The organism is Janthinobacterium fluminis (assembly GCF_028595325.1).
GTDB lineage: Bacteria > Pseudomonadota > Gammaproteobacteria > Burkholderiales > Burkholderiaceae_D > Janthinobacterium > Janthinobacterium fluminis.
The window spans coordinates 21038-35031 of record NZ_JAQQXR010000013.1; the positions used below are offsets into that span (position 1 = coordinate 21038).

The 13994-nt window shown below is 68.6% G+C and carries 11 protein-coding genes; 3 read left to right on the forward strand and 8 right to left on the reverse strand.

Translation table 11 applies throughout. From position 1 onward, the window contains the following. Positions 1 to 157: 157 nt before the first annotated feature. Positions 158 to 3727 (reverse strand): indolepyruvate ferredoxin oxidoreductase family protein, encoded by a 3570-nt coding sequence (locus OIK44_RS22810; protein WP_273674204.1) that lies wholly within the window; start codon positions 3725 to 3727, stop codon positions 158 to 160. A gap of 313 nt (positions 3728 to 4040) precedes the next feature. Here OIK44_RS22810 and OIK44_RS22815 point away from each other — a divergent pair, with 313 nt between their 5' ends. Both OIK44_RS22815 and OIK44_RS22820 read left to right on the forward strand, forming a co-directional pair. Continuing rightward, the gene (locus OIK44_RS22815; protein ID WP_273674206.1) at positions 4041 to 4559 is read left to right on the forward strand and encodes an Lrp/AsnC family transcriptional regulator; all 519 of its coding nucleotides are present in this window, start codon (positions 4041 to 4043) and stop codon (positions 4557 to 4559) included. Between the two features lie 76 nt (positions 4560 to 4635). Then, complete coding sequence (locus OIK44_RS22820) at positions 4636 to 6357, forward strand: GGDEF domain-containing protein (protein WP_273674207.1); 1722 nt, start codon at positions 4636 to 4638, stop codon at positions 6355 to 6357. A 10-nt stretch (positions 6358 to 6367) separates the two neighbouring features. On the opposite strand, the gene OIK44_RS22825 is transcribed toward OIK44_RS22820, so the two are convergent. From OIK44_RS22825 to OIK44_RS22845, 5 genes are all read right to left on the reverse strand, one after another. Next, positions 6368 to 7018 (reverse strand): GNAT family N-acetyltransferase, encoded by a 651-nt coding sequence (locus tag OIK44_RS22825; RefSeq protein WP_273674323.1) that lies wholly within the window; start codon positions 7016 to 7018, stop codon positions 6368 to 6370. Between the two features lie 99 nt (positions 7019 to 7117). Then, on the reverse strand, positions 7118 to 8344 hold the full coding sequence (locus OIK44_RS22830) for a multifunctional CCA addition/repair protein (protein WP_273674324.1): 1227 nt from the start codon (positions 8342 to 8344) through the stop codon (positions 7118 to 7120). 11 nt (positions 8345 to 8355) lie between these two features. After that, a complete protein-coding gene (locus OIK44_RS22835) occupies positions 8356 to 9072 on the reverse strand; it encodes a glutathione S-transferase family protein (protein ID WP_273674209.1) in 717 nt (238 codons plus the stop codon). Positions 9073 to 9110: 38 nt separating this feature from the next. Next, complete coding sequence (locus tag OIK44_RS22840; protein ID WP_273674210.1) at positions 9111 to 10103, reverse strand: complex I NDUFA9 subunit family protein; 993 nt, start codon at positions 10101 to 10103, stop codon at positions 9111 to 9113. A gap of 37 nt (positions 10104 to 10140) precedes the next feature. Then, positions 10141 to 12093, reverse strand: coding sequence for a lytic transglycosylase domain-containing protein (locus OIK44_RS22845; protein ID WP_273674212.1), 1953 nt, complete (start codon positions 12091 to 12093; stop codon positions 10141 to 10143). Between the two features lie 32 nt (positions 12094 to 12125). Between OIK44_RS22845 and OIK44_RS22850 the strand changes: the two genes are divergently transcribed. Continuing rightward, positions 12126 to 12725, forward strand: a complete 600-nt coding sequence (locus OIK44_RS22850; protein ID WP_273674213.1) for a 5-formyltetrahydrofolate cyclo-ligase — start codon at positions 12126 to 12128, stop codon at positions 12723 to 12725. A 27-nt stretch (positions 12726 to 12752) separates the two neighbouring features. Here OIK44_RS22850 and metF read toward each other — a convergent pair whose 3' ends face one another. Both metF and OIK44_RS22860 read right to left on the reverse strand, forming a co-directional pair. Continuing rightward, positions 12753 to 13580 carry a methylenetetrahydrofolate reductase [NAD(P)H] gene (gene metF / locus OIK44_RS22855; RefSeq protein WP_273674214.1) on the reverse strand — a complete coding sequence of 276 codons (828 nt, stop codon included), beginning with the start codon at positions 13578 to 13580 and terminating at the stop codon, positions 12753 to 12755. Beyond that, positions 13567 to 13923, reverse strand: a complete 357-nt coding sequence (locus OIK44_RS22860) for a phage holin family protein (protein ID WP_273674216.1) — start codon at positions 13921 to 13923, stop codon at positions 13567 to 13569. The genes metF and OIK44_RS22860 overlap by 14 nt, the downstream gene beginning before the upstream one ends. Positions 13924 to 13994 lie beyond the last annotated feature (71 nt).

Consider the following 13994-nt stretch of genomic DNA (forward strand, 5'->3'; position numbering starts at 1 on the left):
TGTTCGGGTCATTGAAGTCTCGCAATCGGATGGAGCCCCAAAGGTAACAAAGCCGCAACAATATATTAACGAATATATTTGCTTTATCTTATATGATAATTGCAGTACGGAATCGCGGCGCAGCACCGGGGTCGCCCCCGGCCCTGCGCCGCGGCGCTCAGGCGGCGCGGTGCGCGGCGTCCGTCGGCGCGGCCGGGGCGTGGAAGGCGGCCAGCAGCGCCGCCTCTTTCTCCTTGGCCGCCTTCAGGTGGCGCTCCTTGACGTGGCCGTAACCGCGGATGTCCTCGGGGACGCTGGCGATCGCCACCAGTTGCGCCAAGTTCTCCGCCGTCAGCTTCGCCAGCAGGCCGCCCACGGTCTGGCGGTAGGCGCCGATCAGCGCGCGCTCCATCTTGCGCTCGGCCGTGTAAGCGAACACGTCGAATTTGGTGCCGCGCAAGCCCTTCAGCTTGGCCAGCACGCCGAAGGCGCGCATCATCCAGGGACCGAATTCCTGCTTGACCAGCTGGCCCTTGGCGTCATGCTTGGCCAGCAGCGGCGGCGCCAGGTGGAACTTGAGCTTGACGTCGCCCTCGAACATGGCGGCGATCTTCTCCTTGAAGGCGCCGTCCGTGTACAGGCGCGCCACCTCGTACTCGTCCTTGTATGCCATCAGCTTGTAGAAGTAGCGCGCCACCGCCTCCGCCAGGCGGGTGCCCTTGCCCAGCTTGGCCTCCGCGGCGCGGACCTGCTCGACGAAGTCCTGGTATTGCCGGGCGTAGGCGGCGTCCTGGTAGGCCGTCAGCAGCTCGACGCGCCGCTTGACGAGCTCGTCCAGGCTTTGCGTGCGCTTGAACTCGATCACCTTCGCCGGCGTCGTCATGCGGATCAGCGCGGCGGCGTCGTGGGCGGCCGAGCGGCCCCAGTTGAAGGCCGCCTTGTTGAAGGCCACCGAGACATTGTTCAAGTCGATCGCCTTCATGATGCCGGCCTCGCTCAGGGGCACGCGGCCCTTTTGCCAGGCATAGCCGAGCATGAACATATTCGTCGCGATCGAGTCGCCCATCAGCGCGGTGGCGATCTGGCCGGCGTCGATGAAGTCGACCCGCTCGGCGCCGCAAGCCTTCTGGATTTCCTGCTGCGAGGAGGCGCCCGGGAATTGCCAGTCCGGGTTCTTGACGAAGGCGGCCGTCGACGAGCCGGTCGAATTGATCATCGCGTAGGTGCGGCCCTCGCCCATGCGCGACAGCGCGTCGCGGCTGGCCGTGACGATCAGGTCGCAGCCGATCACCAGGTCGGCCGCGCCGGTGCCGACGCGGGTCGAGTGGATGTCTTCCTGGCGGTCGGCCAGGCGCACGTGCGACATCACCGGGCCGCCTTTTTGCGCCAGCCCGCTCATGTCGAGCACGGAACAGCCCTTGCCCTCGACGTGGGCGGCCATCGCCAGGATCTGGCCGACGGTGACCACGCCGGTGCCGCCGATGCCGGTGACGAGGATGCCGAAGGGCTGCGCCGTGGACGGGATCTGCGGCGTCGGCAGGACCGGCATGGCGGCGTCGCCGGCGGCGGCCTTCTTCGGTTTCTTCAGCGCGCCGCCCTCGACGGTGACGAAGCTCGGGCAGAAGCCCGTGACGCAGGAGAAGTCCTTATTGCACGAGGACTGGTTGATCTGGCGCTTGCGCCCCAGCTCCGTCTCCAGCGGCTCGACCGACAGGCAGTTCGACTGCACGCTGCAGTCGCCGCAGCCCTCGCAGACGGCCTCGTTGATGACGGCGCGCTTGGCCGGGTCCGGGTACTCGTTGCGTTTCCGCCGGCGCCGCTTCTCGGACGCGCAGGTCTGGTCGTAAATCATCGCCGACACGCCGGGCTGGTCGCGCAGCTCGCGCTGCACGGCGTCCAGTTCGCTGCGGTGGCGCACCGTGACGCCCTCGGCCCAGGCGTAGTCGGCCGGGTATTTGTCCGGTTCGTCGGTGACGACGATGATGGGCGTGACGCCCTCGGCGGCGATCTGCCGCGAGATGATGGCCGGCGACAGCGGGCCGTCGAACTCCTGGCCGCCCGTCATCGCGACGGCGTCGTTGAACAGGATCTTGTAGGTGATGTTGACCTTGGCCGAGACGGCCGCGCGGATCGCCAGGATGCCGGAGTGGAAATAGGTGCCGTCGCCGAGGTTGGTGAAGACGTGCTTCTCGTTGGTGAACGGCGCCTGGCCGACCCAGGTCACGCCCTCCGCGCCCATGTGCGTGAAGGTCGAGGTTTCGCGGTCCATCCACAGCACCATGTAGTGGCAGCCGATGCCGGCCAGCGCGCGCGAGCCTTCCGGCACCTTGGTCGAGCTGTTGTGCGGGCAGCCGGAGCAAAAGAACGGCGTGCGGTCCTTGTTCGGGTCGGGCTTGGCGCTGATGGTCTTGAGGACGTTTTCCTTGGCCTCCAGGAAGGCGATGCGCTCCTTGACGCGCTGCTCGACCGGGTGGCCGGCGTAGTAGCGCGAGATGCGGCTGGCGATGGCGCGGGCGATCAGCGCCGGGTTCAGCTCGTAGGTGGCCGGCAGCAGCCAGTCGCCGTGCCCGGTGCGGTGCTCATTGCTCCACTCGCCAGTGTCGTCGAACTTGCCGACCACGCGGGGCCGCTCGCCATCCTTCAGGTTGTACAACTCCTCCTTCAGCGCATATTCGAGGATCTGGCGCTTTTCCTCGACGACGAGGATCTCGTCGAGGCCCTTGGCGAAGTTGTGCACGCCGTCCGATTCCAGCGGCCAGGTCATGCCGATCTTGTACAGGCGTATGCCGATGTCGGAGGCGACCTGCTCGTCGATGCCGAGGTCGGCCAGCGCCTGGCGCGTGTCCAGGTAGGACTTGCCGGCCGTGATGATGCCGATGCGCGCCTTCGGGCTGTCCCAGATGATCTTATTCAGCCGGTTGGCGCGCGCATAGGCCAGCGCGGCATACCATTTGTAGCTGTTCATGCGCACTTCCATGTCCAGCACGCTGTCCGGCCAGCGGATGTTCAGGCCGCCCGGCGGCAGCTCGAAGTCGTCCGGCATGGCGATCTGCACGCGGTCCGGGTCGAGGTCGACGGCGGCGCCCGACTCGATGATGTCGGTGACGCACTTCATCGACACCCACAGGCCCGTGTAGCGGCTCATGGCCCAGGCGTGCAAGCCGTAGTCGATGTATTCCTGCACCGACGCCGGGTACAGCACGGGAATGCCGCAGGCGTTCAGGATATGGTCGCTCTGGTGCGCCGTCGACGACGATTTCGCCGCGTGGTCGTCGCCGGCCAGCACCAGCACGCCGCCGTGCTTGGCGCTGCCGGCGTTGTTGGCGTGCTTGAAGACGTCGCCGCAGCGGTCGACGCCCGGGCCCTTGCCGTACCACATGCCGAAGACGCCGTCGTACTTGGCGTCCTCGAACAGATTGGTCTGCTGGGTGCCCCAGACGGCCGTCGCCGCCAGGTCCTCGTTCAAGCCGGGGTGGAATTTGACGTGGTGTTCGTCGAGGTATTTCTTGGCCTTCAGCGCCGTCATGTCGACGCTGGTCACGGGCGAGCCGCGGTAGCCGGTGATGTAGCCGGCCGTGTTCAAGCCCGCCTTCAAGTCGCGCTCGCGCTGCAGCATCGGCAGGCGGATCAGCGCCTGGGTGCCCGTCATGAAGGCGCGGCCGCGCTCCAGCGTGTATTTATCGTTGAGCGAAATCTCGCCCGATGGCTGGCCTGGCTCTAGTTGTGAGCCTTTAGTTGGTGCATTCATTGCTTGTCTCCATTATTCTCATTGCATTGCGCGCAAGCCGGGTGGGCCGTACACGCACGTACCGTCTGGCCTTGTGGGCGCGGCGGTGCGAAAAAATGACTGCTTTTATAGGGTAGCACAAGCCCGCGCACCTTTCTGGGAGGGGCTGCGGACTGGGCCGGCGTCCGGCGCCCAGAGGCGGGCGCCGGCGTAATCATGCTGGAATAAGCGCACAGTATAGTCCTGCCAGGGCGGCATTTAATGCCAAAGACTTCCCAGCGCAGTACGATTTGAGCAATAATATTGCGTGCAGATTGCCCTATTTGAGATATTGATGACCAAGATTACGCTGGATAAAACCGACCGCCGCATCCTCTCCATCCTGCAGGCCGACGGCCGCCTGTCGAACCAGGACGTGGCCGAGCAGGTCAGCCTGTCGCCGTCGCCCTGCCTGCGCCGCATCAAGCGGCTCGAAGAGGCCGGCGTGATCCGCCAGTACGTGGCGCTGCTGGACCCGGACAAGATCGGCCTGGGCCTGCTGGCCTACGTCAACGTGCGCCTGGAAAAGCACAACGAGGCCGGCGCGCAAAGCAACGCCCGGGCGCTGGCGCTGACGCCCGTGACCTCGCCGCGGGCCGACTTCGCCGTCTCCGTCGAACAGTGGCCGGAGGTGGTGGCCTGCTATGCGATGACGGGCGAGATGGATTACCTGCTGCGGGTGCACGTGGAGGACATGGAACATTTCTCCCGCTTCATGATGGCGACCTTGCTGCGCCACCCGGCCGTGCTCGACGTGAAATCCAGTTTCGCACTGCAGCGCATCAAGGATACGACGGCGCTGCCGTTAGTGTAGTGTTGCAGCTGTGCCGCGCCGCGCCGCCGGGCGCGCGGCGTGGCGGGCAATGCAAACTTCACACCATCGGGCCGCCATGAAACTGAGCAAACTGTTCGCCCTCGCCACGCTCGTGCTAGCCCTGCTGATCAGCTCGATGCTGGCGCGCATCCTGGCCGGCGAATGGCGCCACTACCAGGCCACCCGGGCCGGGCTGCAGGCGCTGCAACTGGCCCACCAGGCGATGCTGGCGGCGGAAAAGGTGTCGCTGGAGCGCGGGCCGGCCAACGCGCTGATGGGCGCCGACGCGCCCGACGCGGCCGCCCGGCAAAGGCTGGCCGATGCCAGGCTCGGCAGCGACGCCACGCTGGCGGCGCTGCAGGCGGCCCTGGCCGGCGCGCCGCGCCAGCCCGACGCGGCGCTGCTCGCCGTCGGCAAGGCCAGGGCGGCCCTGGCGGCGGCGCGCCGCGGCGTCGACGCCGTCGCCGCCCAGCCGCGCGCGGCGCGCGCGCCGGCGCAGATCCGCGGCGCCGTCCAGCACATGTTCGACGTCGTCCCCCTCGTCATGCAGGCCGTGACGGCGCTGTCGCAGCGCGCCGAGGCCGTCTATCCGCAATTTTCCGGCGCGCTGATGAGCGCCCGCATCGCCGTCGAACTGCGCGAGTACGCCGGCCGGCTCGGCTCGCACTTCACGGCCGCGCTGACGGCGCAGCAGGCGCTCAGCGAGGAAGACACCGCCCACATCAACGTGCTGCGCGGACGCATCGAGCAATTGCGCCTGCTGACGACGCTCTCGCCCAACGAGGCCAACGCCGACGCCCGCGTCGCGGTGGCGCTGCAAACCATGGAAGCGCGCTATTTCGGCGACGGCCTCGCCTTCGCCGGCGGCATCGTCGCGGCCAGCAAGGCGGGGCGGCCCTACGGCATGGACAGCGCCCAGTTCGCCGCCGGCTACGTGCCGGCGATGCAATCGATCCTGCAAGTGCGCGACGCCCTGCTGGCCCTGTCCATCGACGGCGCCCGCCAGGCCAGCGAGCAAGCCCAACGCGAACTGCTGCTGGCGTCCTGCCTGGGCGCGGCGATGCTGCTGATGCTGGCCGGCCTGCTGTACATCCTGCGCCGCCGCGTCGTGCGGCCGCTGCTGTGGGCCACGCGGGCCGTCGTCGACATCGCCAACGGCGACCTCGACACGCCGGTGCGGGTCTCGCAGCGCCGCGATGAAATCGGCGACATGCAGCACGCGCTGCTGCGCCTGCGCGCCAGCAACCTGGAAAAACGCCAGCTGGAGCTGGAGCGCCAGCACCTGATCGAACAGCTGCGCGTGAGCGCGGACACCGACTACCTGACGGGCACGCTGAACCGGCGCGCGTTCACGGCGGCCGGCAAGGCCATGGCGCGGCGCTGCCAGGAACACGGGCTGCCGCTGGCGCTGATCATCTTCGACATCGACTACTTCAAGGCCGTCAACGACGAATGCGGCCACGACGCCGGCGACCTGGTGCTGATCCGCATCGCCGAACTGGTCGGGCGGGAACTGTGCGACGGCGACATCCTGGCCCGCTACGGCGGCGAGGAATTCATCGTCATGCCCGTCAATTGCGACCTGGCCGGCGCGCGCGGCGTCGCCGAGCGCCTGCGCGCGGCCATCGCGGCGGCGCCGATCCGCCTGCCGGACGGCGCCAGCCTGCGCGTCACGGCCAGCTTCGGCGTGACGGCGGCGGGCGGCACGCCCGCCACGCTCGACGGCCTGTTCCGCAGCGCCGACGCGGCCCTCTACAACGCCAAGAAACTGGGGCGCAACCGCGTCGAATGCGGCTAGGCCCTGGGAACTAGTCCTGCTTGCGGCCCGGCAGGCGGTCCAGCCACTTGACGGCGGCCCGCGTGTTGGCCTTGAAGGTGTAGTCGAGCATGGCGAACTGCTCCTCGACGGCTTCCTGCAGCACGCTGGCCGGATTCGGCGGCAGCAGCTTCAGGTAGGCGTCCGCCTCGCCGTAGTCGCGCTGGATTTCCATGCCCGCCTTTTTGGCGATGTGCATCATCGTCTGGTTCGACGACAGGCAGTGCATATACATGGTGTCGACGTCGTTGTTGCGGCAGTGGATGGCGGCGCGCTCGAACATCTTCGTGCCGACGCCCATGCCGCGCGTCGAGCGCAACACCGACACGCCGAACTCGGCCACCCGCTCCTTGGTCGTGGCGGCGTGCTTGGCCGGCGATTTTTCCTTCGGCGCGAAGGCCAGGTGGCCGACGGCGATCAGCTTGAAGACGCGGTTGTAGACGCCATAGACGACGTCGCGGGAAAAATCGATCTTGTTGACGTAGGATTCGACCAGCTCGTCGGGCAACTGGGTGCCGAATCTGAGTAAGCGGTCACTCTTCTCCAGCGCGAGGAAATGCTTCAGCATGCGCCGGCGGTCGCGCTCGTGCAACTCTTTGACGAGCACGGCGGGGCCGAAGCCGCGCCGCTTCCAGCTTTCCATCCAGCGGATAAAGGGATTCGCTTGGGTCACGCTATGCTCCTGGCTTGGTGCAGCGCACCATCCCGACCATTGTATACCAACGATTTCTGCCGTTTGGAATTATCCCTCTAACGCGCGCACGGCCTGCACCCGCGCCGCGTGCACCGCCGCGGCGATGTGGGCGGGCTGCTCCGCGTGGCGCCTGGCCACCTCGCCGGCGTCGACGCCGCGCGCCACCGCCAGCGCCGCCAGCAGGTGCGGCGCCTGCGGGAACGGCTTGTCGCGGAAGCCGTCGGCGGCGCCGCCGCGGCCGCGGAAGTCGCATTCGGCCGCCAGCAGCATCTGCGCGAAGCGGGCCGGCTTGCGCAAGCCGTCGCAGCGCTCGAACAGCGTGACGATGGTGTTGGCGCGCAGGCTCAGCGCGCGGCCGACGTTGCCGTGCTCGCGCGCCGTCATCACGGCCAGTTCGCGGCAGTCGTTGGGCACCTTCAGGCGCCGGCACAGTTGTTCGATCAGCGCCACGCCGGCGCCCTCGTGGCCGTGGTGGCTGGGCCACAGTTGCGGCGGCGTCGTCCCCTTGCCGAGGTCGTGCATCAGGCTGGCGAAGCGCACCGGCAAGTCGAAGCCGCGCTCGGCGGCGTAGTCGAGCACCAGCAGCATGTGCGCGCCGGTGTCGATTTCCGGATGGTGCAGCGGCGGCTGCGGCACGCCCCACAGCGCGTCCAGCTCGGGCATGATGCGCGCCAGCGCGCCGCACTCGCGCAGCAGCGCCAGCATGCGCGACGGCCGCGCCTCCATCAGGCCGCGCGCCAGCTCCTGCCAGACGCGCTCGGGCACCAGCGCGTCGACCTCGCCGGCGGCGACCATGCGGCGCATCAGCGCCAGCGTCTCCGGCGCCACCGTGAAGTCGGCGAAGCGCGCCGCGAAGCGCGCCAGGCGCAGGATGCGCACCGGGTCCTCCAGGAAAGCGTCGGAGACGTGGCGGAACACCCGCTTGCGCAGGTCGGCGACGCCGCCGAAGGGGTCCGACAGCGTGCCGTCGCCGGCCTTGGCGATGGCGTTGATGGTCAGGTCGCGCCGCACCAGGTCCTGCTCCAACGTGACGTCGGGCGCCGTGTGGAAGACGAAACCGCGGTAGCCGGGCGCGCTCTTGCGCTCGGTGCGCGCCAGCGCGTACTCCTCCTGCGTGTCAGGGTGCAGGAAGACGGGGAAGTCCTTGCCGACCGGGCGGAAGCCCTGGCGCAGCATGTCGTCCGGCGTGGCGCCGACGACGACGTAATCGTGGTCCTGGACCGGCAAGCCGAGCAGCTCATCGCGCACGGCGCCGCCGACCATGTAGATGCGCATTGCCGGCGCGCTCAATCGGGCATCTCGGCGTCGTGCTTCGGCGCCTGCTCCGGCTCGGCGACGCCCTCGCCGATCCAGCGCGCCACCGCCGGATGCGCCAGCACCCGCTCGCAGTAGGCGTTCAGCGCCGGCGCCAGCGACACGCCGTAGGTGCGGAAGCGCGTCACGACGGGGGCGAAGTAGGCGTCGGCGATCGAGAAGTCGCCGAACAGGAACTGGTGGTGGCCGAAGCGCGACAGGCACTCTTCCCAGATTTCGCTGATGCGGCCGATGTCGGCCTGGGCCGCGGCGGTGCGCCCGCGCCCCGGCAGGCTGGCGCGCAGATTCATCGACATGGCGCTGCGCAGGCCGCCGAAGCCCGAGTGCATTTCGGCGCAGACCGAGCGCGCCATCGCGCGCGCCGCCACGTCCTGCGGCCACAGGTGCTTTTCCGGGAACTGCTCGGCCAGGTATTCGCAGATGGCCAGGCTGTCCCAAATCGTCATCTCGCCGGCCAGCAGCACCGGCACGCGGCCGCCGCCCGAGTAGCGGGCGATCTGCGCGGCCGTGTCGTCGCGGTCGAGCAGCACGCGCACCTCCTGGAAGGGAATGCCGAACGCCGTCATCGCCACCCACGGCCGCATCGACCACGACGAATAGTTCTTGTTGCCGATGACGAGGGTCAGGCCCGGCTGGCGGGCGCTGGCGAGGGTTTGCGACAAGGAGGGATCGAGTTCGGTGGTTTGCATGTTCTGCTGTCCTTGGTGGGTGGAGGGTGAAGGGTGCGCTAGCGTCCGGCGCGGCTGCGGAAATCGTCGAAGCCCGGCGGCGCCGCGCCGAGGTAGTGGCGCGCCTGCGCCTCCAGCGCGACGGGGACGATGTCCAGTTCGGCGGCCGTGCGCGCCTGCGCGGCGGCGTCGACGACATTGTCGGTGCGCATGGAGTCGAGGTTGTCGCGGCTCATCAGCGGCTCGCCGGGCAGGCATTCGAGCAGGCGCGCCTGCAGGCGCCCCAGCGCCGCCGGCAGGGCGATGATGGGGCGCGGGTGGCCGGCATAGTCGCCGGCCAGCGCGGCCAGCTCGCGCAGCGTGTAGACGCGCGGGCCGCCCAGCTCGTACACCTGGTGGCGGCTGCGCGGGCGCGCCAGCGCGTTGACGAAAGCTTGCGCGACGTCGCCCACATACACCGGCTGGTAGCGCGAACCGGCGCCGGCCAGCGGCAGCAGCGGCAGATAGCGCTGCAGGCGCGCGAACAGGTTGAGGAAGTGGTCTTCCGGGCCGAACACCACCGAGGGCCGGAAGATCGTCGCGGCGACGGCCGGGTTGGCGGCGGCCGCCAGTTCGCCGTCGGCCTTCGAGCGCAGATACATCGACGGCGCGCCGGCCGCGGCGCCCAGCGCGCTCATGTGCAGGTAGCGCGGCACGCCGTGGGCGGCGCAGGCGGCGACGACGCGGCGCGGCAGTTCCACGTGGGCCCGGGCGAAGGCGCGCCCGTATGGCGCGCCAGTGTCCGAGTGCAGGCGGCCCACCAGGTTGACGACGGCGTCGAGCCGCTGGCCGGCCATCAGCCGCCGCAGGTCGGCGTCGCGGTTCGGGTCGGCCTCGACGACCTCGACGCGCGGCAGGGATATCAGGTGCTTGGCGCGCTCGAAGCGCCGGGTCGGCACGATGACGCGGGCGCCGGCCGCCGCCAGCCGCGCCACCAGGTGGCGGCCGACGAAGCCGGAACCGCCCAGCACCAGCACGGTCTGTATCTGCAACGCCATTTCGGGTATCCGCATCTCATCCTCCCTTGTCCGGCGGCGCCGCGCGCCGCGCTTACGGCAATTCGGCCGCTGCCGCGCTGCCCTTCGGTCCCACCGTGCCCAGGCGCGCCTTCAGCGACTGCGGCTTGTTCTCGAACAGGGCCGCGTAGTAGGTCGCGTTCGCCATGACGTTCTTGACATAGGTGCGCGTCTCCGTGAACGGGATGGTTTCGGCGAAGATCGCCCCCTCCAGCGTCCGCGGCAAGGTGGCGCGCCAGCTGCGCAGCCGGCCCGGGCCGGCGTTGTAGGCGGCCGAGGCCAGCACCTGCGAGCCGTCCAGGCCGCCGATGACCATGTTCATGTAATTGGTGCCCAACAAAATATTCGTGCGCACGTCGCTGAGCATCTCCTGGACGAAATCCGTCAGGCCGATCTTCTTCGCCACCCAGCGCCCCGTCGACGGCATCACCTGCATCAGGCCGGAGGCGCCGACATGCGACTGCGCGTCCATGATGAAGCGCGATTCCTGGCGTATCAGGCCGTACACCCAAGCCTTGTCCAGGCCCAGCGTCTGCGTCGCCGGATGCATGATGTCGTGGTGCGGCGACGGGTAGCGCTGGGTGTAGTCGACCTCGACGCGGGTACGGTCCGAGGTGTTGACCATGCGGTCGAGGATATTGTTCTGGCGCGCGAATTCGGCCGCGGCCAGATGCTCGCGCTCGCTCATCTTGCGCAGCTCCCAGTTCCACTCGCGCGTGCCCTCGAAGCGCAGGCGCATCGCGAAGAACTTCAGCGCCCGCTGGAAACCGGGGTTGGCGGCGACGGCCGCGACTTCCTGCGCCGTGATGGCCGGGCCGGTCAGCGGGATCGTGATCTGCCGCCCCAGCTCCTCCTGCGCCAGCAAGCCATAGAAATTGCTCTGATCGGCGATGCCACGGAACAGCTGCGCCGCCTCGGTGCTGACCTGGCCCGGCGCCTCCGCCTTCAGGGCGCGACCCAGCCAGTAGCTCCAGGCCGGATCCTGGCGCAGCGCCGGCGGCATCGCCCGGATGCCCGCCTTGACCTGGCCCCACTGCTCGTCGCGCAGCGCGATGCGGGTCTTCCACTGCATCTGGTCGAGCGACAGCGGCGCGCCGTTCGACTGGCGCCAGTAGTCGCCCGTTTCCGGCGCCAGCGAATACGAGGACTGCAGCGCGATATTCGCCCAGCCGATGGCGCGCTCCTGCTCCGTCAGCTTCGGCTCGGCCTTGTGCAAGGCCAGCACGGCCAGCTTGACGCTGCTTCTGGCCATGCGGCCCAGCGCCACCAGATAGGTTTCATGCTCGGCGCGGCCGCTGCCGACGCCCTTGGCCAGCGCCAGCGCCGGCGTGTCGATGGCGCGCGCGATGGCCGTGTCCGCGCCGCCCAGCAACAGCATGGTGCGGCGCGCCGGCCCCGTCGCGTTCATCTCGCCGGCCAGGCGCAGCTGCGCCCACAGGTCGTCGCCGCCGAACTGGCCGTTTTGCGCCAGCGCCGCGATCAGGCTGCCGCACGCCTCGCCGTAGCCGGGCGGCGACACCAGCAGCGCGCGCGCCTCGGCCGCCACCTTCTGGCCCTTGAGCGCGCGCGACAGCAGCGCATAGCACTTGACCTGGGTGTCGTCATTGAGGGCGAAGCGCGGATATTCGGCGTCGAAATTGAGCCAGTCGCGCTTGCGGCCCAGTTCCAGCAGCCAGTCGTTGCGCAGGCGGTCGGCGATGGCGCTGCCCTCGTAGCGGCTGAGGAAATCGCGGAATTGCTCGACGCCGAGTTCCTTGAGGCGCGGTTTGAGCCGATAATAGTCGACATACGAGGCGACCGAATAGGCGCCCAGCCGCTCGGCATAAAAATCGGCCTTGGCCGTGTCGTCCTGCCGGGCGGCGTCGCGCAGCAGCAGGAAAGCGTCGTCATCGGCGCGCGCGTCGGCGCCGGCGGCGAAAGCCTGGGTTGGCAGGACGCAAGCTGCAACAACAATCGCGCGGGCAAACCATTTCGATGGGGAACTCAATTACGACTCTCAATTCAAATTTGAAACATGACATGAACAGCAAGCCTAGAATACCACGCGATCCGGGCGCGCCACCAGCGCCCGCGACAAACCCGAAGGCGCACTTACGCAGCAGCCTGCTCAACGCGCGCCGGGCCCTGGCCGATGACGCGCGCGCCCAATGGGACGGCGCCATCTGCGCGCGCCTGCTGGACTGGTGCGCGGCCCGGGACATCGCCGCGCTGGGCGTGTACTGGCCGCTGCGGGGCGAGCCCGACCTGCGGCCGGCCTACGCGGCGCTGGCGGCGCGCGGCGTGCGCCTGGCGCTGCCGGTGGTGCTGGAAAAAGCGGCGCCGCTGGCGTTCTCGGCCTGGACCCCGGGCGAGGCGATGCGCAAGGACGGCATGGGCGTGGCCGTGCCGGCCGCGCTGCGCCTGCAAGCCTGCCCGCCGGCCATCCTGCTGCCCTGCCTCGGCTACAACGGCGGCCGCCTGCGCCTCGGCTACGGCGGCGGCTACTACGACCGCACGCTGGCGCAGGCGCCGCGCCCGGCCACGGCCGGCATCGCCTACGCCTGCCTGGCGGCGGACTTCGCCGGCGACGCGCACGACATCGCGCTCGACGCCATCATCACGGAAAACGGCATCTTATAGCGCCGGCGCCGCCGCGGCAGGGCGCGCTCAGACCAGGCGCTGCCACAGGGCGGTGGTCGCCTGGGCCTGGTTCATGCTGTAGAAATGCAGGCCAGGCGCGCCGCCGGCCAGCAGGCGCTCGCACAACTGCGTCACCACGTCCAGGCCGAAGGCCTTGATCGACGCGCTGTCGTCGCCGAAGCTGGCCAGCTTCAGGCGCACCCAGCGCGGAATTTCCGCGCCGCACATGTCGGAGAAGCGCATCAATTGCGTGTAGTTGGTGATCGGCATGATGCCCGCGACGATGGGCACGTCCAGGCCCAGCTTGCGGGTTTGCTCGACGAACTGGAAATACGCGTCCGCGTTGTAGAAGTACTGGGTGATCGCGGCGTTCGCGCCGGCCCGCACCTTGCGCGCGAAATTCTGCAAATCGTCCTGCGGCGAACGGGCTTGCGGATGCACCTCGGGATAGGCGGCCACCTCGATGTGGAAGCAGTCGCCCGTCTCGGCGCGGATGAACTCGACCAGCTCGCTGGCGTAGCGGAACTCGCCGGAGGCGCCGTAACCGCTCGGCAAGTCGCCGCGCAAGGCCACCAGGCGCTTGATGCCGTGGCCCTTGTACTCGTTGAGGATGGCGCGGATCGACTCGCGCGTGCCGCCGACGCAGGACAGGTGGGGCGCGGCGTCCTCGCCGGCCGCCATGATCTCCAGCACGGTGTTCAGGGTGCCGTTTTGCGTGCTGCCGCCGGCGCCGAAGGTCACCGAAAAATACTTCGGATGCAGCTCGGACAGCTTCTGCCGCGTCGCGCGCAGCTTTTCCGCCCCCTCCACCGTCTTCGGCGGAAAGAACTCGATACTGAAATTAGGTGTTGGCATCGGAATTTTTCAAAAGTAAGGTCGACAAGGCCCAGGAGATGATGCTGTACAGCAGGGCGCCGCCGATGGCAGCCCAGAAACTGGCGACATGGAAGCCGTCGACCAGTTGCGCCACGAGCCAGAACATGAAGCCGTTGACGATGAAGATGAACAGGCCCAGCGACAACACCGTCACGGGCAGCGTCAGCAGGATCAGCAGGGGGCGGATCAAGGTGTTCACCAGGCCCAGCAGCAAGGCCGAGACGAGCGCCGCGGCGACATTGCTGACGCTCACGGAATGCATCAGGTAGGGCACGGCGAACAGCGCCGCCGCATTGATAAACCAGGTCAGTATCAATCGCATATCAGTATGCCTGTCAGATAGAAAAAGGCCGGCGGCAAGCGCCGGCCCTGGAGTTACCGTATATTGCCCGA